At 71.9% G+C, this 21,506-nt stretch carries 17 protein-coding genes and 1 tRNA gene; 12 read left to right on the top strand and 6 right to left on the bottom strand.

What is annotated here, in order from left to right:
• Positions 1-217 precede the first annotated feature (217 nt).
• Complete coding sequence (locus AOK00_RS39760; protein WP_055602686.1) at positions 218-1,249, top strand: hypothetical protein; 1,032 nt, start codon at positions 218-220, stop codon at positions 1,247-1,249.
• A gap of 161 nt (positions 1,250-1,410) precedes the next feature.
• On the opposite strand, the gene AOK00_RS26015 is transcribed toward AOK00_RS39760, so the two are convergent.
• Complete coding sequence (locus tag AOK00_RS26015) at positions 1,411-2,955, bottom strand: MFS transporter (protein WP_055602685.1); 1,545 nt, start codon at positions 2,953-2,955, stop codon at positions 1,411-1,413.
• Between the two features lie 62 nt (positions 2,956-3,017).
• Between AOK00_RS26015 and AOK00_RS26010 the strand changes: the two genes are divergently transcribed.
• Positions 3,018-3,977, top strand: coding sequence for a helix-turn-helix transcriptional regulator (locus tag AOK00_RS26010; RefSeq protein WP_055602692.1), 960 nt, complete (start codon positions 3,018-3,020; stop codon positions 3,975-3,977).
• An 89-nt stretch (positions 3,978-4,066) separates the two neighbouring features.
• Here AOK00_RS26010 and AOK00_RS26005 read toward each other — a convergent pair whose 3' ends face one another.
• Positions 4,067-5,068, bottom strand: a complete 1,002-nt coding sequence (locus tag AOK00_RS26005) for a sigma-70 family RNA polymerase sigma factor (RefSeq protein ID WP_030315552.1) — start codon at positions 5,066-5,068, stop codon at positions 4,067-4,069.
• Positions 5,069-5,472: 404 nt separating this feature from the next.
• Between AOK00_RS26005 and AOK00_RS26000 the strand changes: the two genes are divergently transcribed.
• On the top strand, positions 5,473-6,567 hold the full coding sequence (locus tag AOK00_RS26000) for a questin oxidase family protein (protein WP_055602684.1): 1,095 nt from the start codon (positions 5,473-5,475) through the stop codon (positions 6,565-6,567).
• Positions 6,568-6,618: 51 nt separating this feature from the next.
• Here AOK00_RS26000 and AOK00_RS25995 read toward each other — a convergent pair whose 3' ends face one another.
• Entirely contained in the window at positions 6,619-7,425 is an 807-nt protein-coding gene (locus tag AOK00_RS25995) for a dioxygenase family protein (protein WP_055602683.1), read from the bottom strand.
• Between the two features lie 124 nt (positions 7,426-7,549).
• On the opposite strand from AOK00_RS25995, the gene AOK00_RS25990 reads away from it, so the two are divergent.
• Complete coding sequence (locus tag AOK00_RS25990; RefSeq protein WP_173861632.1) at positions 7,550-8,038, top strand: MarR family winged helix-turn-helix transcriptional regulator; 489 nt, start codon at positions 7,550-7,552, stop codon at positions 8,036-8,038.
• A gap of 100 nt (positions 8,039-8,138) precedes the next feature.
• Here the strand turns inward: AOK00_RS25990 and AOK00_RS25985 are convergent, their stop codons facing one another.
• Together AOK00_RS25985 and AOK00_RS25980 are read right to left on the bottom strand one after the other, a co-directional pair.
• On the bottom strand, positions 8,139-9,668 hold the full coding sequence (locus AOK00_RS25985) for an MFS transporter (protein ID WP_055602681.1): 1,530 nt from the start codon (positions 9,666-9,668) through the stop codon (positions 8,139-8,141).
• 130 nt (positions 9,669-9,798) lie between these two features.
• A complete protein-coding gene (locus AOK00_RS25980; RefSeq protein WP_055602680.1) occupies positions 9,799-10,464 on the bottom strand; it encodes a TetR/AcrR family transcriptional regulator in 666 nt (221 codons plus the stop codon).
• A gap of 434 nt (positions 10,465-10,898) precedes the next feature.
• Between AOK00_RS25980 and AOK00_RS25975 the strand changes: the two genes are divergently transcribed.
• Complete coding sequence (locus tag AOK00_RS25975; protein ID WP_055602679.1) at positions 10,899-12,170, top strand: M6 family metalloprotease domain-containing protein; 1,272 nt, start codon at positions 10,899-10,901, stop codon at positions 12,168-12,170.
• 6 nt (positions 12,171-12,176) lie between these two features.
• Here AOK00_RS25975 and AOK00_RS25970 read toward each other — a convergent pair whose 3' ends face one another.
• Positions 12,177-13,886, bottom strand: a complete 1,710-nt coding sequence (locus AOK00_RS25970) for a class I adenylate-forming enzyme family protein (RefSeq protein WP_055602678.1) — start codon at positions 13,884-13,886, stop codon at positions 12,177-12,179.
• 238 nt (positions 13,887-14,124) lie between these two features.
• On the opposite strand from AOK00_RS25970, the gene AOK00_RS25965 reads away from it, so the two are divergent.
• The 7 genes from AOK00_RS25965 (at position 14,125) to AOK00_RS25935 (ending at position 21,323) form a co-directional block, all read left to right on the top strand.
• The gene (locus AOK00_RS25965; protein WP_055602677.1) at positions 14,125-14,664 is read left to right on the top strand and encodes a hypothetical protein; all 540 of its coding nucleotides are present in this window, start codon (positions 14,125-14,127) and stop codon (positions 14,662-14,664) included.
• 141 nt (positions 14,665-14,805) lie between these two features.
• Positions 14,806-15,642 carry a DUF4097 family beta strand repeat-containing protein gene (locus tag AOK00_RS25960; protein WP_055602676.1) on the top strand — a complete coding sequence of 279 codons (837 nt, stop codon included), beginning with the start codon at positions 14,806-14,808 and terminating at the stop codon, positions 15,640-15,642.
• Between the two features lie 220 nt (positions 15,643-15,862).
• Entirely contained in the window at positions 15,863-16,324 is a 462-nt protein-coding gene (locus AOK00_RS25955) for a hypothetical protein (protein WP_437441446.1), read from the top strand.
• Between the two features lie 297 nt (positions 16,325-16,621).
• The gene (locus AOK00_RS25950) at positions 16,622-18,907 is read left to right on the top strand and encodes an MMPL family transporter (protein WP_055602674.1); all 2,286 of its coding nucleotides are present in this window, start codon (positions 16,622-16,624) and stop codon (positions 18,905-18,907) included.
• Positions 18,908-19,254: 347 nt separating this feature from the next.
• Complete coding sequence (locus tag AOK00_RS25945) at positions 19,255-20,301, top strand: ATP-binding cassette domain-containing protein (protein WP_079042194.1); 1,047 nt, start codon at positions 19,255-19,257, stop codon at positions 20,299-20,301.
• Positions 20,298-21,122, top strand: a complete 825-nt coding sequence (locus AOK00_RS25940; RefSeq protein ID WP_055602673.1) for an ABC transporter permease — start codon at positions 20,298-20,300, stop codon at positions 21,120-21,122. The genes AOK00_RS25945 and AOK00_RS25940 overlap by 4 nt, the downstream gene beginning before the upstream one ends.
• A 128-nt stretch (positions 21,123-21,250) precedes the next feature.
• Positions 21,251-21,323 (top strand) — tRNA-Arg (locus AOK00_RS25935).
• The last annotated feature ends 183 nt before the right edge of the window (positions 21,324-21,506 follow it).

Below are 21,506 nucleotides of genomic sequence, written 5' to 3'. Positions count from 1 at the left end.
GGCGGATGCGGCACGCCGAGAAGGCGCTTCAGGTTCGCCGTGCCGTACGCATCCATTCGACTGGCGGGACTACGCCATGGCGGCGCAACGCGTCCCGGACCCATCAAGTCCCCGCCACCGCGATCCGATGATCCGATGGGAAGCTCATCGTCGCTTCCCTCTTCGCCCCCCACATCGTGGCGCCGGCGACCGAAGCCGGCGGAGGAAAGGAGCATGCATGCGTCCTGATCCCAGGACTCTGTCCAGGTCCAAGCTCGGTCCGCTGCCCCGGCGGCGTGTCTGGGTGGGCGGCGGTGCGCTGGCCTCGGTCGCACTCGTCCTCACGGGCCTCGCACCCTCGGCGTCGGCGAGTGCCCCGGCGGGCGCTGCGGCCGCCGATCCGTCCGGCTGCAAGCCCAGGGCGGCGCAGGAGGCCGCCCCGCGGCAGCACGACGGGCAGGGCCGGCCGATGACCGCCGCACTCCAGGAGTTCCTGGACGAGGAGGTCGGACGCCTGGTCGAAGGCCCCTACGCCCGCACGGTCGCGCTCCCGGAGACGCCGAACGGCGACTGCAAGAAGGGCCCGACCGGCCCCAAGGGCCCGAAGGGCAACACGGGCCCGACGGGCCCGCCTGGACCGAAGGGCAACACGGGACCCACGGGCGCCACCGGCGCCACCGGAGCGACGGGCGCCACCGGTGCGACGGGCGCGACGGGTGCCACCGGAGCGACGGGCGCGACGGGTGCCACCGGAGCGACGGGTGCGACCGGTGCCACCGGAGCGACGGGTGCGACCGGTGCCACCGGAGCGACGGGTGCGACCGGTGCCACCGGAGCGACGGGCGCCACCGGACCGACCGCCTGCTACGAAATCGACAGCTACGCCCCCTCCAACACCGAGGAGTTCAGCGCGGCTCTCATCAACGGGAAGGCCTACGCCGGCATCGCGACGACCACGGGCGGCGGCATCACGTGGACGGACCTGACCGACGACCTGCCCGACGGCCGCCCTTCGAACTACCCGGCCAACGCCTGCGGCATCTCCATCACGGACCAGGGCGACGACGCCTTCATCAAGGTGGTGACCACGGACGGGACGGTGTGGCAGACACACGGAGACACCAACGGGACGAACTTCAACTGGGTCGAACCCTGGACGCCTCAGTCGCCCATTCCGTCACTGAGGTCCCATCAGGGGAAGGAGTTCAAGGGCGACCTCGCCTTCAGCGGCGAAACGAACCGACTCCCGCGGACTGCGAACCGCTCATGACGGAGCGGTGACCCACCGAGGGGCGGCGCGTTCGCCGATACCGCACCGCCCCTCGCGTCCGGACAAGACGAAGGGCCCTGGTCCCGGGGCGATTCCCGGGACCAGGGCCCTGCCGCGGCCGATTCAGTGCGTCAGCGGCCGATTCAGTGCGTCAGCCCCGCTCAGCGCGTCAGCGCCGGCTCCTTCTCGATCACGGCGTCGCCGTCATCGACGCCGTCGCCACCACCCTCCAGGTGCTGCTTCGGCTTCGCCGGAAGCGCGAACATCACCAGGAAGATCACGCCGAGCACGCCCGCCACCCAGCCCATCGCGTTCTGGAAGGCGTCGACGAACGCCAGGCCCGCCTCGTCCGGGGACTTCGGGGCGGGCTTGCCGTCGATCACGCCGAAGAAGACCACCGACACCAGACCGAGCCCGAGCGCGTTGCCCATCTGGCCCGTCGTGTTGATCAGGCCCGAGGCCGAACCCGCGTGCTCCTTCGGCACCTCGGACAGGACCGCGTCCGTCAGCGGCGCGACGATCAGCCCCATGCCCAGACCCATGACCACGAGCGGCGGGATCATCTGCCAGGACGTGATGTCCGCCCCGTACCGGCCCGCCTCGAAGAGGTAGAGCAGTACGCCCGCGATCATCGTCAGCGCACCGGCCTGGAGGACCTTCCGGCCGAAGCGCGGCACCAGCTTCTGCACCGAGAGGCCGGCCGCCGTGGACACCGCGATCGAGAACGGCACACCGGTGAGGCCCGCCCGCAGCGGGGTCCAGCCGAGGCCGATCTGCATGTACATCGTCCAGACCAGGAAGAAGATGCCCATCACGACACCGAAGGTCAGCTGCACCGCGATACCCGCGGCAAAGCTCTTCACCTTGAACAGCGGCAGCTCGACGAGCGGGGAGCCGTCCTTCTTCGTCTTGTACTTCTCGTACGCGATGAGCGCGGCGAAGACGAACACGCTGCCGACCATCATCAGGTGGCCCCACAGCGGCCAGTCCAGCTCACGGCCGCGCGTCAGCGGGTAGATCAGCATCAGCAGCGCGGCCGTCACCAGGAGCACGCCGACCATGTCGAGGCGGAGGGCCTTCGGGGCCTTCGACTCGGTGATGAACTTGCGTCCCAGGAGCAGGCCCGCGATGCCGACCGGCAGGTTGATGAGGAAGATCGGGCGCCACTCCAGGCCCGCGATGTTCCACTGGGTGAGCAGCGCGCCGAGCAGCGGGCCGGAGACCGCGCCGAGGCCGATGATCGCGCCGAACATGCCGAAGACCTTGCCGCGCTCGTGCGCGGGGAAGGTGACGTGGATGATCGACAGCACCTGCGGCACCATCATCGCGGCCGCCGCGCCCTGGAGCAGGCGGGAGCCGACCAGCATCTCCTGGTTGGCCGCGAAGCCGCAGAGGGCGGAGGCGAGCGTGAAGCCCGCCGTGCCGAGGAGGAAGAGCCGCTTGCGGCCGTAGATGTCACCGAGCCGGCCGCCGGTGATCAGACCGGCGGCGAACGCGAGCGCGTAACCGGCGGTGATCCACTGGATGGCACCGAAGGTGGCGCCGAGGTCCCGCTCGATGCTGGGGATCGCGATGTTGACGATCGTGGCGTCGACCAGGTCCATGAAGGCGGCCGTCATGACGATGGCCAGGGCTATCCAGCGTCGTTTGTCGGACGTGTCGGTGGGGGCCGCGTCCGTGACGGCGTCGGCCTCGTGTGCACTCATACGGAGAAGATAAAGGCCATCTAGGTCAAATGATGGCCTAGATGACCCTCATCCTGAAACGTATGACGGACACCCCGGTACGACTCCTGAATCTGCTCTCGCTCCTTCAGACCCCGCGCGAGTGGCCCGGAAGCGAGCTCGCCGAACGGCTCTCGGTCTCCCCGCGGACCATCCGCCGGGACATCGACCGGCTCCGTGACCTCGGCTATCCCGTCGAGGCGACACTCGGCGCGGTCGGCGGCTACCGGCTCGTCGCCGGTACGGCCATGCCGCCGCTCCTCCTCGACGACGAGGAGGCCGTCGCCATCGCGGTCGGGCTGCGGGCGGGGGCGGGGCACGCGATCGAGGGCGTCGAGGAGGCGTCGGTACGGGCCCTGGCGAAGCTGGAACAGGTCCTGCCGGCGCGGCTCCGGCACCGGGTCTCGACCCTCCAGAACGCGACGATCCCGCTGACGCGGGGGGACGGCGCGACGGTCACCCCCGCCACCCTGACCACCCTGGCCGGCACGGTCACCGGCCGCGAGAAGCTCCGCTTCGGATACCGGGCGGGCGACGGGGCAGAGTCGAAGCGCCTGGTCGAGCCCTACCGGCTGGTCTCCACCGGGCGCCGGTGGTACCTGGTGGCGTACGACCTGGGGCGGGAGGACTGGCGGACCTTCCGGGTGGACCGGGTGAGCGACCCGCTCGCCACGGGGGCCCGCTTCACACCGCGCGAGCTGCCCGCGGGGGACGCGGCGCAGCTCCTGGTCCGCTCCATGTCGCGGGCGCAGCCGGAACTCGACCTGGACGTCACCTTCGAGGCCCCGGCCGACTTCGTCACGGCGCGGCTCCCGTCCCACCTGGTCCCGACGGCGACGGGCCCGACGACCTGCCGTCTCCGCACCCGCTCGGCGGACTCGGTCGAATGGCTGGCCCTCCGCCTGGCCCTGGTGGACGCGCCCTTCACGATCCAGGGCCCGCCGTCACTGCTGACGTACGTGGAGGACCTGGGGGCACGTCTGACGGCGTCGACGGTGAGGTGAGGCGGTGCGGGCCCGGGGGCCGGGGGCTCGCCCCGGCCCCCGGCACGCGCCCGCCACCCGGGCCGCCGGCCTCCTCAGGCCCTGTCGGCCTAGGCCACCGCGTCGAAGCCCGTGTCGTGCGCCATCTTCTTCAGTTCGAGGAGCGCGTGCTTCTCGATCTGCCGGATCCGCTCGCGCGTCAGGCCGTGCTGCTTGCCGACCTCCGTCAGCGTCCGCTCGCGCCCGTCCTCGATCCCGTACCGCATGCGGATGATCGAGGCCGTCCGGTGGTCGAGCTTGTCGATGAGGTCGTCGAGCTCCTCGCTGCGCAGCAGCGTGAGCACCGACTGCTCCGGCGAGATCGCCGACGTGTCCTCCAGGAGGTCGCCGAACTGCGTCTCGCCCTCGTCGTCCACCGACATGTTCAGCGAGACCGGGTCACGCGCCCAGTCGAGCACGTCGACGACCCGCTCGGGCTTCGTGTCCAGCTCGGCCGCGATCTCCGCCGGCTCCGGCTCGCGGCCGTGCTCCCGGTTGAACTCGCGCTGCACCCGGCGGATCCGGCCGAGCTCCTCCACCAGGTGGACCGGGAGCCGGATCGTGCGGGACTGGTCGGCGATGGACCGGGTGATGGCCTGGCGGATCCACCACGTGGCGTACGTGGAGAACTTGAAGCCCTTCGCGTAGTCGAACTTCTCGACCGCGCGCACCAGGCCCGCGTTCCCTTCCTGGATCAGGTCGAGCAGCGGCAGCCCACTGCGCGGGTAGCGCCGGGCGACGGCCACCACGAGCCGCAGGTTGGACTTGATGAAGAGGTCCTTGGCACGCTCGCCCGCCTCGTAGAGGGCTTCGAGCTCCTCGCGGGACGCGCCGCCGGCCTCGGACTCCACCTCGCCGTCGAGTATCTGCCGGGCGTAGACGCCCGCCTCGATCGTCTGGGAGAGCTCGACCTCCTTGGCGGCGTCGAGCAGGGGCGTACGCGCGATCTCGTCGAGGTACATGCCGACCAGGTCGCGGTCGGCGATCTCCCCGCCCACGGCGCGAACGCTGCTTGCCCGTGCGGCCCCGCTCTTGGCGGAGGTCTGACGACGGGCGACGGCACGGGTTGCCATGCGTGCTCCCTTGCTGAGTAGGTCGCGACACCTTTCGGGTGCCCTGCATCCGACGGAAACAACGACTGGAATCAGGACAGAATTCCCACCCGGCACATGGATTTTCGCGATCATGCAGTATCCTGCGCCGCCGCCGCCCCTGCGGACATGCTTCCGGCACCCACGGATGTGCAGGTCAGACCGGGCACGGGGGTGTTTCGAAGCCGCTCGCGGGGCCCCCGACCACACTGTCGGTGAGACCGCGATCACATGCGGCGTCATCCTTCAGGACGCGCGGACGGGCTATCGGGTTGCCCGTGGACGGGCGGAGCCGTCTCGGTCTCCCGGACTAGGTCCGGGCCGCCTCCCCGACTCGGTCCCGAGCCCGTTACGGCCCACCCCTCCGCCGCCCTAGCGTCGCCCCCATGAGCGACGTACCCGGCACCGAAGCATCCGGCACCGAAGCCACCGCGGCCACGGCCGCCACGGCCCCCGACGCATCCGGCACCCTCGACGAAGCCCTCGAACGCCTCCACACCACGGGCCCCGAGCGCAACGGCTGGCTCACCAACCACGCCCCCATGGCCGTCGAGGCCCTGGTCCGCAACGGCCAGGCCCCGACCGTGCACCGCTGGCTGGACCACTACGCGCACAAGCTGGAGGAGCTGCCGCCCCCGTCCCGGCCGGTGACGACCGCGGGCTGGCGCGAGGCACTCGGCGACCCGGCCCGGATCACCGACTGGACGCGTTTCTTCGGCCGCGAGCTCGACGAGCACCCCTGGCGGGAGGTCCTCGCCGAGTGGTGGCCCCGGCTGCTGCCGGGGATCTCGGCCTCGGCGACGCATCCCGTGATCCGGACCGGTCACGCCGTACGGACCCTCCTGTCGTCCGAGGGGGCGTCCGGCGGCGGGCGAACGACCGCACCCCGCCTCGCCGAGCTCGCCCACGCCCTCGGCTACTGGGCGGCCCGCAACAAGCCGCTGCCCCCGCTCGCCGCGCTGGCCGTGGCGCCCACGGCGGCCGCCGCACTCGACGCCGTACCGCCGGTTCCGGTACAGGAGGGCGGGATCCGTGACCGGCTCCCGCAGCTGACGGCGTTCCCGGTCTGGGGTGTGGCCCCGGACCCCGACTCCGCGAAGGCCCTGCTCACCGAGCTGGTCACGGCGGCCACCCACCGGTACGCGACCCACGGCCACGGCGAGCCGATCATGCTGGTCCATGCGGCGACCGCGCCCAACGCGGTCCTGCGCGCCCTGCCCGCGCTCCCCCGCGAGCTGTGGGCGCCGAGCCTGGCGGCGGCGTGGACGGCGGCGGCCGCGGTGACCGCCGCGTACACCCCGCCCGAGCCCGCCGCGTACACGCCCACGCTCCTCACCGCCGAGGAGGTCTTCGAGCGGGCGGCGGCGCACGGCGACGACCACACGATCAAGTTCACCGACACGGCGCTCGACGTCGGCGACCCGCTCGCCCTGGCCGCGGCGACCCGCTCGATCGAACTGAATCCGCCGTTGCTCGGGTGAGCTCGGGCGCGGAGGGGGCCGGCTCACGAGGCGGGCTCCGGAACCCGCCGGCTACCCGAACTGCACCGAGCGCTTGGCGAGTCCCATCCAGAATCCGTCGATGACCGACCGCTCCGCGTCGAGGTCGCCCGCCGCGTCCGCCGCGCCCATCGTGACGAAGAGGGGGGCGAAGTGCTCCGTACGCGGGTGGGCGAGGCGCCCGGCCGGCGACTTGTGCTCGAAGTCGAGGAGCGCGTCGACGTCCTGCGCGGCGAGGGCCTCGTGCCCCCAGGCGTCGAACTCGGCCGACCAGCCCGGCACGCCGCCGCCGGTGTGGCGGAGGGCGGCCAGGTTGTGGGTGAAGAAGCCGCTGCCCACGATCAGGACGCCCTCGTCGCGGAGCGGGGCGAGCCTGCGCCCGATGTCCATGAGGCGGCGCGGGTCGAGGGTGGGCATCGAGATCTGCAGTACGGGGATGTCGGCGCCCGGGAACATCTCGACGAGCGGCACGTACGCGCCGTGGTCGAGGCCCCGGTCGGGGATGTCCTGCACGGGATGGCCGGGGGCGCGGAGCAGCTTGCGGACGGCCTCGGCGAGCCGGGGCGCGCCGGGGGCCGCGTACTGGACGCGGTAGTAGTGCTCGGGGAAGCCCCAGAAGTCGTAGACGAGCGGGACGGTCTCGGTGGCGCCGAGGGCCAGCGGGGCCTCTTCCCAGTGGGCGGAGACCATGAGGATGGCCCTGGGGCGCGGAAGGTCCGCGGACCAGGCGGCGAGTTCTCCGGGCCAGACGGGGTCGTCGGCGAGTGGCGGGGCGCCGTGGGACAGGTAGAGGGCGGGCATCCGCGCGCGCGTGGCCTCTGTTTCCAGCGTGGCGTCCATGGCGACCACCTCCGGTTTCTCGATCTCGACAGGTTCTTGAAACTTCAAGCGTCCTGCCGTACACCGTAGACCTATGTAGTTCAACTTTCAAGAATGAGTCGTACGATTGGGCACCATGGGAGACATGACCGAACCCCGCTGGCTCACCGACGAGGAACAGCACGTCTGGCGCGCGTACCTGCACGCCACCACGCTCCTCGAGGACCACCTCGACCGCCAGCTGCAGCGCGACGCCGGGATGCCGCACATCTACTACGGGCTCCTCGTCCAGCTCTCCCAGGCCCCGCGCCGCCGGCTGCGGATGACCGAGCTGGCCAGGAGCGCCAAGATCACCCGCTCCCGTCTCTCCCACGCCATCGCCCGTCTGGAGAAGAACGGCTGGGTACGGCGCGAGAACTGCCCCTCCGACAAGCGGGGCCAGTTCGCCCGGCTCACGGACGAGGGCATGGAGATCCTCCGGCAGAACGCCCCCGGCCATGTGGCCGCGGTCCGCCAGGCCCTCTTCGACCGGCTCTCCCCCGACCAGGTGAAGCAGCTCGGCGCGATCATGCGGGTCATGGCCGAGGGCCTCGAACCCTCGGACGCGGACGCGGACCTGCCCTGGCTCCGCTGACCAGCAGCGGAACCAGGGCAGGAAGCACACGACGTACGGGATCACGGCGTACGGGATCACAGGTACGGGATCACGGCGTACGCGATCAGGCCCTACGGGATCAGTGCGCGATGACCGGCACCTTCACCTCGTCCTCCGCGCCCTCGCCGGAACCGGCGACGACCCCGGTGTCCGGCTTCCCGGTGTTGATCAGGGTGAAGGCGATCACGGCCGAGGCGACCAGGATGCCGACGGCCCACCAGATGGCCGCCGTGTAGCCCTCGACCATGCCCTGGAGCTGGAGCAGCTTCTGCGCGGCCGGAGTGGTCGCGCCCGCCGCGTTGTCCGTGAGGTACGCGGTGGTCGCCGAGGCGGCGATCGTGTTCAGCAGGGCCGTACCGATGGCGCCGCCCACCTGCTGCGAGGTGTTGACCATCGCGGAGGCCACACCGGCGTCCCGCGGGTCCACGCCGTGCGTGGCGAGCGACATGGCCGGCATGAACGCCGTACCCATGCCCAGACCGAGCAGCAGCTGCGCGGGCAGGATCAGACCGGCGTACGAGGTGCCGATCTCCAGCTGGGTGAGCAGCAGCATGCCGATACCGGCGGTCAGGAAGCCCGGGGCCATGAGCAGCCGCGGCGGGACGCGGGTCATCAGCCGCGTGCCGATCTGCGTGGAGCCGATGATCATGCCCGCGATCATCGGGAGGAACGCGAAGCCCGTCATGACCGGGGAGTAGCCCTTCACGACCTGCAGGTAGTAGGTCAGGAAGAGGAACAGCCCGAACATCGCGATGACCGCGAGACCCAGCGACAGGTAGACACCACCGCGGTTGCGGTCGGTCAGGACGCGCAGCGGCAGCAGCGGGGACTTCACCTTCGCCTCGGTGAGCACGAAGGCGCCGAGCAGCACGACGGATCCGACGAACATGCCGATCGTGCCGGCGTCGCTCCAGCCCTCGGACTCGGCGCGGGTGAAGCCGTAGACGAGCGCGACCAGACCCAGGGTGGACAGGATCACGCCGGGGATGTCGAGCGTGGAGCGGTTGCGGCTGCCCGCGGGCTCACGGATGACGAGGTACGCGCCGACGGCGGCGACGATCGCGAACGGGATGTTGACGAAGAAGGTCCAGCGCCAGTTCAGGTACTCGGTGAGGAAACCGCCGAGGATCAGGCCCACGGCGCCGCCACCACCGGCGATCGCACCGTAGATGCCGAAGGCCTTGGCGCGCTCCTTGGCGTCGGTGAAGGTCACGGCGAGCAGCGACAGCGCGGCGGGCGCGAGGAGCGCGCCGAAGGCGCCCTGGAGCGCGCGGGCACCGAGCATCATGGCCTCGCCGGTCGCGGCACCGCCGAGGGCGGACGCGAGGGCGAAGCCGATCAGGCCGACGACGAAGGTGCGCTTACGGCCCCACAGGTCGGCGATGCGGCCGCCGAAGAGGAGCAGACCACCGAAGGCGAGGGCGTAGGCGGTGATGACCCACTGCCGGTTGCCGTCCGAGATCCCCAGGTCCTGCTGGGCGGAGGGCAGCGCGATGTTCACGATCGTCGCGTCGAGCACGACCATCAGCTGGGCGAGCGCGATGAAGACGAGCGCCTTCCAGCGGCCCGGGTCGGGTTGGGTCACGGTGTTGTCGGGGACTTTCGGCATGGGGGTAGCCACCTCTTGGCGCGTACTGGTGAAAAAAGGACGTAAAGGTAAGTCGGGCGGAGTGCGGGTTACGTAGGCCGGGCCCCCCGAAGGAGGGCGCTCGCGACGAGGGCGTTCACGGCGAGGACGCTCACGACGGGCAGGAGTCGCGTCTCAGATCCTCCAGGGTCGCGGCCTTCCCCGGCAGCTCGGAGCGTGCGGGCGCCTCCAGGCCGTCGAGGAAGAGCAGCAGATGACGGCGGACGAACTGGTCGAAGGCCGCGCAGCCCGATCCGGGCAGCGGTCGGGTCAGCTGGGAGAGCGCCACCATGAGGTCCCCCACGCCCACGTCGGTGCGCAGCCGGCCGGCCTGCTGCGCCCGCTCCACGAGGCCCTGGACGGCCTCCTCCAGGCGGTCGCGCTCGGCGACCAGGTCGGGGTGGTCCTTGTCGAAGGCGCCGTCGAGCATCGGGCACAGGGCGCCGACGCGCTCGTCGGCGGCGCCGAGGGTGAACCGGCGGAGGGCGGCGAACGTGTCGCTCTCCTCCTCGGCGGCCCGTTCGGCGACCTCGGTGACGCGGGCCATGAGCGAGAGCACGACCTCGTGGACGAGGTCGGTGCGCTCGGGGAAGTTCCGGTAGAGCGTGGCGTTCCCGACGCCGGCCCGGCGTGCGATCTCGTCGTAGGGCACCTGGGACCCGAACTCGACGAACATCTCACGGGCCGCCGTCACGATCCGCTCGCGGTTGCGCAGGGCGTCCGCGCGCGGGCGGGGTACGCGCCGGGCGGGGGCGGAATCGGCGACGGTGCTGGTCACGCCACGACCTCCTCTGGGGTCATTCGGGGGGCATCCCGCGAGCCATCCCCGGGATGGCCGGGGACAGCCGGGATCCGGACTATCCGGGGAGGGACTCCCCACTTCGCTGAACACAGTCATAAACGGGGACCCGGTCCCCGGTTATTTCCCCACCGGCGTGTGACCTGAGCCACACCGCCTGGTCGGCCCGGAGTACCCGCGATCCGATCCCCTGACCGGTCTCCGACAGGACCTCGGCAGGTCCCCGACAGGTCCTCGGGCAGGACCTCGGCAGGTCCCCGACAGGACCTCGGGCAGGACCTCGGCGGGTCCACCGATCGGGCCACCCGGCGCGCGCGCCGGAAGCGCCCGTCACAGAGTGATCGCACAGCGCGGCCCCGCGAGTACCGGAAGGGGCCGTGCCGCCGACCTGCCCCCACCGGAGAGGCGCCCGTATGCAGCACCCCCGACGACGGATACGCAGACCCGTCGCCATGGCCGCGACCACGGCGCTCTCCCTCACCCTGCTCGCCTCCGCGAGCACCACCCTCCCCAGGCCCGCCCCGGCCTCGGCGGGCCCCGTGGCCGCCGCGCCCGACGGCGCCCAGCTGGGGCCCTGCCGTATCGCCACCACGATGGGCGTGCAGATGTCGGAGGGGCTCCCCACGGCCCCCGGGTACGTGCGCTCCACGGGCCTGGTCAGGGCCCTGAACCTGATGATCGACTTCCCCGACGCCCCCGGGGACGGCACCGCGACGAGCCGCTTCCGCGAGTTCTTCCCGCAGACCGCCGAGTGGTTCCGCGTCAGCTCGTACGGGCGGCTGCACTACCAGGCCGAGGTCCCGATACCCGACTGGCTGCGCATGCCGAAGGCCTTCTCGGCGTACGGGATCGAGCGCGGCTCACCGTACGAACCGGGCTACCGCTCCCTCGTCGAGGACATCATCACGGCGGCCGACCCGAAGGTGGACTTCAGCGCCTACGACCTGGTCAACATCCTGGTCACACCCAACGCCGGGCCCTCCGCCCTCGACACCGTGCTGTCCGTGACCTTCTCCGGAAACGACGACGCCCCCTACGCGGACGGCGTGCCCCTGGCCAACACGTCCTTCGTCTACAGCCGCCAGGACGACGGCTCCGGCAGCTTCGGGGAGACCGGCTACCGGGTCCTGCCGCACGAGAACGGGCACGTCTTCGGCCTGCCCGACCTGTACACCGCGGACGGCGGCGGGACCGTCGGCCACTGGGACATCATGTCCGAGGACTGGGGTGCCAACAACGACCTGCTCGGCTGGCACAAGTGGAAGCTGGGCTGGCTCGACAACGACCAGATCGGCTGCGCGTCCGGCACCGGCACCGGCGACTACACGCTCACCCCGCTGGCGGTCGCCGGCGGCCCCAAGCTCGCGGTCGTCCCGCTCTCCGACACGTCGGGGTACGCGGTCGAGGTCCGCAGCAAGGAGGGCAACGACGAGGCGGTCTGCGAGCACGGCGTCCTCGTCTACCGGGTGGAGTCCGACGTGGACACCGGCCACGGCCCGGTGACCGTCTCCGACAGCGAGCACGCGAGCGGCGGCTGCACGCGGCGCGCCAACGTCCACGCGGAGCTGTCGGACGCGCCCTACCGCCCTGGAGAAACGTTCACGGACCGGGCCAACGGCATAAGGATCAGCGTGCTCGACGAGGACGCGAGCGGTACGTACCGGGTACGGATCACACGGAGCTGAGCCACCTCACGTCGTGCGGGCCAGGCTGCCCCGCAACTCCCGCTTGAGGAGCTTCCCCGTCGGGTTCCGCGGCAGTTCCTCCTCGCGTACGAGGACATGGGCGGGCACCTTGAAGGCGGCGAGGCGCGCGCCCACGTGCGTGCGCAGCTCGTCGACGCCGACGGCGGCGCCGGGCCGCAGCCGGACGACGGCCGCGACCTCCTCGCCCAGGAGCGGGTGCGGTACGCCGAGGACGGCGGCGTCGACGACGTCCGGGTGCTGCTGCAGCACGTCCTCCACCTCGACGCAGTACACGTTCTCGCCGCCCCGGATCACCATGTCGGTGAGCCGGTCGACGATGGTCACCCGCCCGTCCGCGTCCACGCGCGCGAGGTCCCCGGTCCGGAACCAGCCGTCCTCGGAGAACGCGGCCCGGGTCGCCTCCTCGTCGCCCCAGTAGCCACGGACGAGGGACTGCCCGCGCAGCCACAGCTCGCCGACGCCCTCGGCGTCGGGCCGGTCGATCCGGACCTCGGTGACGGGCGTGGGCCGGCCGACGCTGCCGGGATGGGCGCGGTACTCGGCGCCCACGTTGCACAGGACCCCGCCGCTGGTCTCGGTGAGCCCGTAGCCGTTGCGGGGCTCGACCCGCTCCCCGTACCCGGCGGTGATCCCGTCGACGATGCCGGGCGGGGCGGCGGCGCCTCCGGTGCCGAGCAGGACGAGGCTGCCGAGCGGGTCGCCGGTGGCGCGGGCACGGTCGAGCAGCTGGAGGGCGGTGGTGGGGACGCCCGCGTAGTGGGTGACGCGGTGCTCCCGGATCAGTTCGAGGGCCCGGCCGGCGTCCCACTTCCGCATCATGACCAGGGTGCCGCCGGCCGCCATCACCCCGTAGAAGGAGGTGAACGCGGCCACGTGGAAGAAGGGGAACGTGGTCAGCGACACGGGCACGGGCCCCGCCCCTGGGACATCCCCGCGCGCGAGGGCCGCGGCGGCGGCGAAGTACCGGGGGTTCATGGCGGCCCCGGCCTGCGCGAGGTGGGTGGCGACGGCGCCCTTGGGGCGCCCGGTGGTGCCGGAGGTGTAGATGATGGTGGCGTCGTGCTCGGGCAGGACGTCGACGAGGGGCGGCCCCAGGTGCGGATCGGCGTCGGGGACGTAAGGCACGAAGCCGGCCGCCGCCGCCGGAGCGCCGCCCTCGCCCGCCCCGGCCACCCCGGCCGCTGCGTTCTCCTCGTCCGCCGCGGCCGTTGCGTCCGCTGCGTCCTCTCCGTGGAAGACGATCCCGGGCACCTGGTTCCGGGCGGCCCACTCCCGCACCCGCCCGACCCGCTCCCCGTCGACGAGGAGCACCGCGGGAGCGCAGTCGTCGAGGACGTGGTCGAACTCGTCCTCGGTCCACCAGGCGTTGAGCGGTACGGCGACGAGCCCGGCGAGCTGGGCGGCCCAGAAGGCGACCTGCCACTCGGGGTGGTTCCGCATGGCGACGACGGCCCGGTCCCCCGGCCGCAGCCCGTACTCCCCGACGAGCCGACGGGCGAGCCCACAGGCGGCGTCGAAGAACTCGCGGTAGGTCGTCCGCCCGTCCTCGGACACGAGGAACACCCGGTCGCCGTAGCCCCAGACGACCTCGACGAACTCCCGCAGTGTGCGGGGCCCGGAGGCGTACACCCCGTCCTCGACGGCGAAGGGAGCCCCGTCCGCAGTGAGCCGCTCGTCTCCGCCTGTCGCCGCCACCGCACAACCCCCTGAGCATCCGCTCGTCGTCCCAGCGCGGTGACGCTATGCGTACCCCCGAACCGGGTCAACCCCGGCGGCGCGCCACGAAGCGCCGCCGGGGCGGGGCGGACGGTGTGGTTGCTGCGGCGAAAGCGGCGCCCATCGTGGCGCCAACACGGCAACACTCTGGCGCACCATGGCGCACCGTGGCGCCAGATGACTTGCAATGGCGCCACGATGGTGCCACTATTGCGTCATGGACCTCACCCCGTACGTGGACAATCTCCGCCATGAGCTCGGCGTGGCCGCCCAGGCGGGCGGCGACGAAGCCCGCGCCCTGGCGGACCGACTCACCGGACAGCTCGAGTCGGCCGCCCGGCTGACCCTGCTCAACGCCCTGTCCGACGCGATGGACGAGATCACCCGCGACCTCGCGCCCGGCTCGGTCGATCTGCGGCTGCGCGGCCTGAACCCCGAGTTCGTGGTGACCGCGCCGCCGACCGCCGACCTCTTCGAGGAGGCCGAGGCCGCGCTGCCGGCCCCGCCGCCCCCGGTCACGACCCCCGTGGAGGGCGAGGACGGCGCCACCTCCCGCATCAACTTCCGGCCCCCGGCCCAGCTCAAGTCCCGGGTCGAGGAGGCCGCGAACCGCGAGGGACTCTCGGTCAACGCCTGGCTCGTCCGCGCCGTGGCCGCCGCCCTGGAGCCGGGCAGCACGGCGGGTCGCACCACCCGCAAGGGCACGACGGGCGTGGGCCCCGCCGTCGGCCAGGGCTTCACCGGCTGGGTCCGCTAGCCGCCGCCCGCGCATCCCGGCACTCCGGCGCCACCAGCACCACCGGGGCCCGCCCACAGCGCCGGGCCCGGCCACATCACTGCCGCACCGAGGCACGTCACCCCAGAACTCACCTCTCCTCAGTCAAAGGACGGCACAGCCATGCCTACGTTCGACACCCCCGCACCCCTCTCCGCCACCATCGAGATCGAGATCGGGCGGGCCCGGATCGTCGCGGGCAAGCGCACCGACACCGTCGTCGAGGTGACCCCGAGCGACCCCGGCGACAAGCTCGACGTCCAGGCCGCCGCCGAGACCAACGTGACCTGCACGGGTGGAAAGCTGCTGGTCAAGGGCCCCAAGAAGCGCTCGCTCTTCGGCAAGATCGGCGCGGTCGACGTGACCGTCGAACTGCCCGCCGGCTCGGATCTGACCTGCAAGACGGGCCTCGGCGAGCTGATCGGCGAGGGCCTGTTCGGGAACTGCCGCCTCACCACCGCCGCCGGAGACATCCAGCTGGACGAGGCCGCGGCCGTACGGCTGAAGACCTCGCACGGCGACATCCTCGTCGACAGCACGACCGGCGAGACCGAGATCCACGGCTCCGGCCGGGTGCGGATCGGCCGGATCGACGGATCGGCGACGATCCGGAACCTCAACGGCGAGACCACGGTCGGCGAGATCACCGGCGAGCTGCAGGTGAACTCGTCCAACGGGCCCATCGGAGTGGGCCGTACGGAGTCCTCGGTCACCGCCAAGACCGCCAGTGGCGCCATCCGCCTCGGCGAGGTCGTCCGCGGCCGGATCACGCTCGACTCCGCCGCCGGGGGCCTTGAGGTCGGCATCGCCGAGGGGACCGCGGCCTGGCTCGACGTACGGTCCACGGCCGGCCGCGTACGCAACGAACTGGGTGCGGCGGAGGGCCCGGGCGAGTCCGAGGAGACGGTCGAGGTCCGCGGCCGCACGAGCGTCGGCGACATCGTCATCCGCCGCGCGTAGACGCCCGGAACAACGAACCGAGGGGGAAGGAAGCCCGATGGAACGCGGATCACGACCCAGCACCACCGGCGCTCCCCGCACCACCAGTACTCCCGGCGCCCCCGGTTCTCCCGGCACCCCCGGCACCACAGGTACTCCCGGCGCCGTCGGTGCTCCCGGCACCACAGGTACTCCCGGCGCCGTCGGTGCTCCCGGCGCCTTGGCCTCCTTCGTTCGCTTCGTGATATCCGGCGGCGGAGTCGGCCTCGCGTCCAGCGCGGCCGTCGCCCTGCTCGCCGCCCTCCTGCCGTTCGCCCTCGCCAACGCGCTGGTCACCGTCGTCTCGACGATCCTCGCGACCGAACTGCACGCCCGCTTCACCTTCGCGTCGGGGCTCCGGCCCTCCGCCGGGCGCGGCCTGCTGCGCTGCGGCCTCCGGCACCACCTGCAGTCCGCCGGAACGGCCGCCGCCGCCTTCTCCGTGACCACCCTCGCGATGCTCGTCCTGCACACGATCGAGAGCACGCCCGGTCTCGCCGTCGAGCAGACCGTCTACCTCTCCGCCTCGGGCCTCGCCGGCATCGGCCGCTTCCTGGCACTGCGCCTGTACGTCTTCGCCACCGCCCGCAAGCAGCCCGTGCCGGTCACCCTCGACCTCCACCGGTCCCCGACGCGCCGCGAGTTGCTCACCATCGCGTCCTGACCCGCCCGGGAGCGGCGCCGACCCCCGCCCCGTTCCGTTCACGCCTCTCGCGCCTCTCGCGCCCCGTGCCACAGCGGCCGCACCGCACGCGCCCCGCGCCTCTCGCCGCACCGCACCGCACCGCGCACCCACCCCGCACCGCCCCCGCGCCGCCATGGCTCCATGGCGCCATGCCGTGCCGCCCCACCGACCTGGGCGCGCACCCGACCTGGGAACCCCGCTCTCCGCACCCCGGGCAGCGAACCCACGCGCACGTTCACCCCGCCCGCCCCTCAACCACCCGACGGGAGCCCCATCGTGGCTACGTTCCTCTCCAAACTGGGCCGCCTCGCGTTCCGCCGCAAGGGGGTGACGCTGCTGCTCTGGCTGCTGGCCTTCGTCGGCATGGGAGTCGCCGCCTCCTCCGCGCCGACACCGCCCGCCGACACGTTCTCGATGCCGGGCACCGAGTCGCAGGAGGCCTTCGACCTGCTGACCGAGAAGTTCCCCGCCGCGAGCGTCGACGGCGCCACCGCCCGGGTCGTCGTCCGCGCCCCCGAGGGCACGAAGATCACGACTCCCTCGACGCGCACCGAGGTCGAGCGGCTCGTCGCCGGGCTGGGGACGTCGTCTCCCCAGGTGGTGGGCGTCGCCGACCCGTACAGGTCCCCCGCCGTCAGCATCAGCGGGGACGGGACGACCGCCTACATGGTGGTGACGTATAAGGTTCCCGCGGCGGAAGTCGACGACAAGGCGCACGACGGCCTCGACGCGGCCACCGAGCAGGCCCGCGAGGCGGGTCTCATCGTCGAGGCCGGTGGTGACGCCGTGAAGATCGAGCAGGCCATGGGCGGCACCGGCGAGCAGATCGGCATCCTGGTCTCCGCGTTCGTCCTGGTCCTGACCTTCGGCTCGATGATCGCGGCCGGAATGCCGCTGATCACCGCGCTGATCGGGGTCGGCATCGGCATCTCGGGCATCACGGCCCTCGGCTCCACCCTCGGCCTCTCCGGCACCACGGGGACCCTCGCGATGATGATCGGCCTCGCGGTCGGCATCGACTACGCGCTGTTCATCGTCTCCCGTTTCCGCGCCGAGCGGGCCGAGGGGCGTACCCCCGAGGAAGCCGCGGGACGGGCCGTCGGCACCGCCGGCTCGGCCGTCGTCTTCGCCGGTCTCACCGTCATCGTCGCCCTCGCCGGACTCGCCGTCGTGAACATCCCGATGCTCACCAAGATGGGCCTCGCCGCGGCCGGCACCGTCGCCGTCGCCGTACTCGTCGCGATCACGCTGGTCCCCGCCCTCCTCGGGCTCGCACCGGTCAAGGTGATGGCCCGCAAGGGACGTCTGCGGTACGCCGTGAAGCCGCTGTCGGACCGTCAGCGGCGCAGGGCCGCCGGGCACGAGGCGAAAATCGCCCGGAAGACGAAGCCCAACCTGGGCACCCGCTGGGCCCGTTACGTCCTGCGCCACCCCGTCGTCGTCCTGCTCGTCGGCGTGATCGGCCTCGGCACCGTCGCCGTACCGGCCGCGAGCCTGGAGCTCGGTCTGCCGGGCGAGGGCCAGATGTCGACGCAGACGACCCAGCGCAGGGCGTACGACCTGCTCTCGGAGTCCTTCGGGCCCGGCTTCAACGGCCCCTTGACGGTCACGGTGCAGGCCGGTTCCACCAGCACCGGGACCGCCGGGCCCGGCGCGGGCGCCAAGGCCGCCGGCGACGAGATCGGCAAGGCGCTCGCGAGGACGCCCGGCGTGGCCTCGGTCTCGCCGGCCACCGCCAACACGGCGGGCGACACCGCGATCCTCAACGTCATCCCCACCACCGGCCCGACCGAGAAGAAGACCGAGGAGCTGGTCCACGCACTCCGCGACACCGCCGACGACCTGGAGCGGAGCACCGCGTCGCGGATCCTCGTCACCGGCCAGACGGCCATGTTCATCGACTTCTCGCAGACCCTCGACGACGCGCTCCTGCCCTATCTGGCCCTGGTCGTGGGGCTCGCCTTCCTCCTCCTGATGGTGGTCTTCCGCTCCGTCCTGGTCCCGCTCAAGGCGGCCCTGGGGTTCCTGCTCTCGGTGGCCGCGGCGCTCGGCGCGGTCGTGGCGGTCTTCCAGTGGGGCTGGCTGGCCGACGTCTTCGGCATCGACGCGCCGGGCCCGATCATGAGCACGATGCCGATCTTCATGATCGGCGTGGTCTTCGGCCTCGCGATGGACTACGAGGTCTTCCTGGTCAGCCGGATGCGCGAGTCGTACGCCCACGGCGCCCGCCCGGGCGAGGCGGTCGTCGACGGCTTCCGCTACGGCGGCCGGGTGGTCGGCGCGGCCGCGTTCATCATGATGAGCGTCTTCTCCGGCTTCGTCATGGAGGACAACGACTTCGTGAAGATGATCGGCTTCGCCCTCGCGATCGCGGTCCTCTTCGACGCCTTCGTGGTCCGGATGGCGATCGTGCCGGCACTCTTCGCACTGCTCGGCAGGTCCGCCTGGTGGCTGCCGAAGTGGCTGGACCGGATCCTGCCCCGGGTGGACGTGGAGGGCGAGAAGCTCGCCGCGACGCAGCCGGCGCCACACTCGCCGCGGGAGAGCACCCTGGTCGGCTGAACACCTCGTAGCCCCGGCGACAGGCGCCCCATGGCGCCGGCGCCATGGGGCGCCTTTCCGCTGCACGGGCTGAGCCCGGCGAAAGCGCAGGTCAGGACCGCACGGCACCACGTGGCGACACGAAGACGCAAGAGTGGCGCCACAATGACTCGACATGGCGCCACGACTGTGCCACGATGATGGCGCAAGCACGGCACAGGGTGGCGCCAAACAAACGCCACTCCAGTACCGAGCGCCCCGCACAAGCCCCACCGCTCACCGCGGCCCAGCGCTCAGCCAGGCCCCACCGCTCACCTCAGCCCAGCCCAGCCACACCCCCGGCCCCAGAAGAGAAAGGCCCGCAGACCATGAGCACCACGAACCACCCCACGCACGCGGCCACCGCAGCGGCCACCGCGGCCCCCGGCACGCGCTCCACGGCGATCTCCGCGACCGGCCTGCGCAAGTCGTACGGCGACAAGGTGGTGCTCGACGGCATCGACCTGCGGATCCCCGAGGGCACGATCTTCGCCCTGCTCGGCCCCAACGGCGCCGGCAAGACGACGACGGTCGAGATCCTCTCCACCCTCATCACGGCCGACGCGGGCGATGCCCTGATCGCGGGCCACGACGTGAAGGCCGACGCCGACTCGGTACGCACACTGATCGGAGTCACCGGCCAGTTCGCCGCCGTCGACGGGCTGCTGACCGCCGAGGAGAACCTGCTCCTCATGGCCGACCTCTACCACCTGAGCCGCAGCGAGGGCCGGCGCCGCACCGCCGAGCTCCTGGAGCGGTTCGACCTGACCGAGGCGGCCCGCAAGAACGTCGCCACCTTCTCCGGCGGCATGCGCCGCAAGCTGGACCTGGCGATGACGCTGGTCGGCCGGCCGCGGATCATCTTCCTCGACGAGCCGACCACCGGCCTCGACCCGCGCAGCCGCCGCGACATGTGGGAGCTGATCAGGGACCTGGTCACCGAGCAGGGCGTGACGATCTTCCTCACCACGCAGTACCTGGAGGAGGCCGACCACCTCGCCGACCGCATCGCGGTGCTCGACCACGGCAAGCTCGTCGCCGAAGGCACGGCGGAGGAGCTGAAGCGACTGATCCCCGGCGGCCATGTGCGCGTCCGGTTCGCCGACGAGGCCCACCTCGCCACGGCGGCCGCGGTCTTCGGCATCGCGACCCGGGACGACGAGGCGCTCGCGCTGCAGATCCCCAGCGACGGCTCGGTCACCAACCTCCGCGCCATCCTCGACGCCCTGGACGGCACCGGGGTCCAGGCGGAGTCGCTCACCGTGCACACGCCCGACCTCGACGACGTCTTCCTCACCCTCACCGGCAAGCAGAACGCCCCCACCGTCCCCGCCCCGTCCACCGCCACCGCCACTCAGAAGGAGTCGACCCGATGAGCACCGCGACCCTCGCCCCGGCCAAGCCGGCCAAGCCCACCCGCTCGTACGCCCTGCGCGACTCCCTGACGATGCTGCGCCGCAACATCAAGCACATGCAGCGCTACCCGTCGATGACGATCTCGATCCTCGTCATGCCGCTCCTGATGCTGCTGCTCTTCGTGTACGTCTTCGGCGGCGCGCTCGGCGCCGGCATCGGAGCGGGCGGCGACCGCGGCGACTACATCAACTACCTGGTCCCCGGCATCATCCTGATGGCCGCGACCTCGGGGGCCGTGGCGACGGCCGTGTCGGTCTGCACCGACATGACCGAGGGCATCGTCAACCGCTTCCGCACGATGTCGATCTCCCGCGGCTCCATCCTCACCGGACACGTCATGGGCAGCGTCCTCCAGGTCGCCGCGGTCCTGGTCCTGGTCACCGGCGTCTCCCTGGCGATCGGCTTCAGGCCCGACGCCTCGGTCGTCGAGTGGGCGGCCGCCGCGGGCCTGCTCCTCTTCCTCGCCTTCGGCATGGCCTGGCTCTCCGCCGCGATGGGCATGGGCGCCAAGACCGTCGAGTCCGCGAGCAACGCCCCGCTGCCGCTGACCTTCCTGCCCTTCCTCGGCAGCGCGGTCGTCCCCCCGGAGTCCATGCCGACGGCCCTGCGCTGGTTCGCCGAGTACCAGCCCTTCACCCCGATCAACGAGACCCTCCGCGGCCTCCTGCTCGGCACGGACATCGGCAACGCCGGCTGGATCGCCCTGGCCTGGTGCACCGCCCTCGCCGCCCTCGGCTACTTCTGGTCCCGCGCGGTCTTCAACCGCGAGGTAACCCGCTGACCCCACCGGCCACCCAGCCGGCCGACCACTAACGAAGGGCGGCCCCGGAAACGATCCCGGGGCCGCCCTCCACAACACCCCATCACCTCAGCACGCCCCCACGCCCGTCCGCTACGCTGTCTCCGTCCGCCTTCGTAGCTCAGGGGATAGAGCACCGCTCTCCTAAAGCGGGTGTCGCAGGTTCGAATCCTGCCGGGGGCACAGACGGGAAGACCATCCGGTGATGTCATCGGGTGGTCTTCGTCGTGTCAGGCGCGCGTGTCCCGTGGTCGACCGAAGGTGGGCGTCATGAGTGTGTTGCCGTTCGTCGACGAGCACGGCGTCGTCGTGGACGCCGTGCTCGTCGACGAACGGCAACACACTCATGCCGCCCACCTTCGGTCG

It is taken from the genome of Streptomyces aureus, from assembly GCF_001418135.1.
Classification (GTDB): domain Bacteria; phylum Actinomycetota; class Actinomycetes; order Streptomycetales; family Streptomycetaceae; genus Streptomyces; species Streptomyces aureus_A.
Note: the sequence above shows the minus strand (reverse complement) of the source record. Positions and strands in the feature narration are given on the sequence as shown.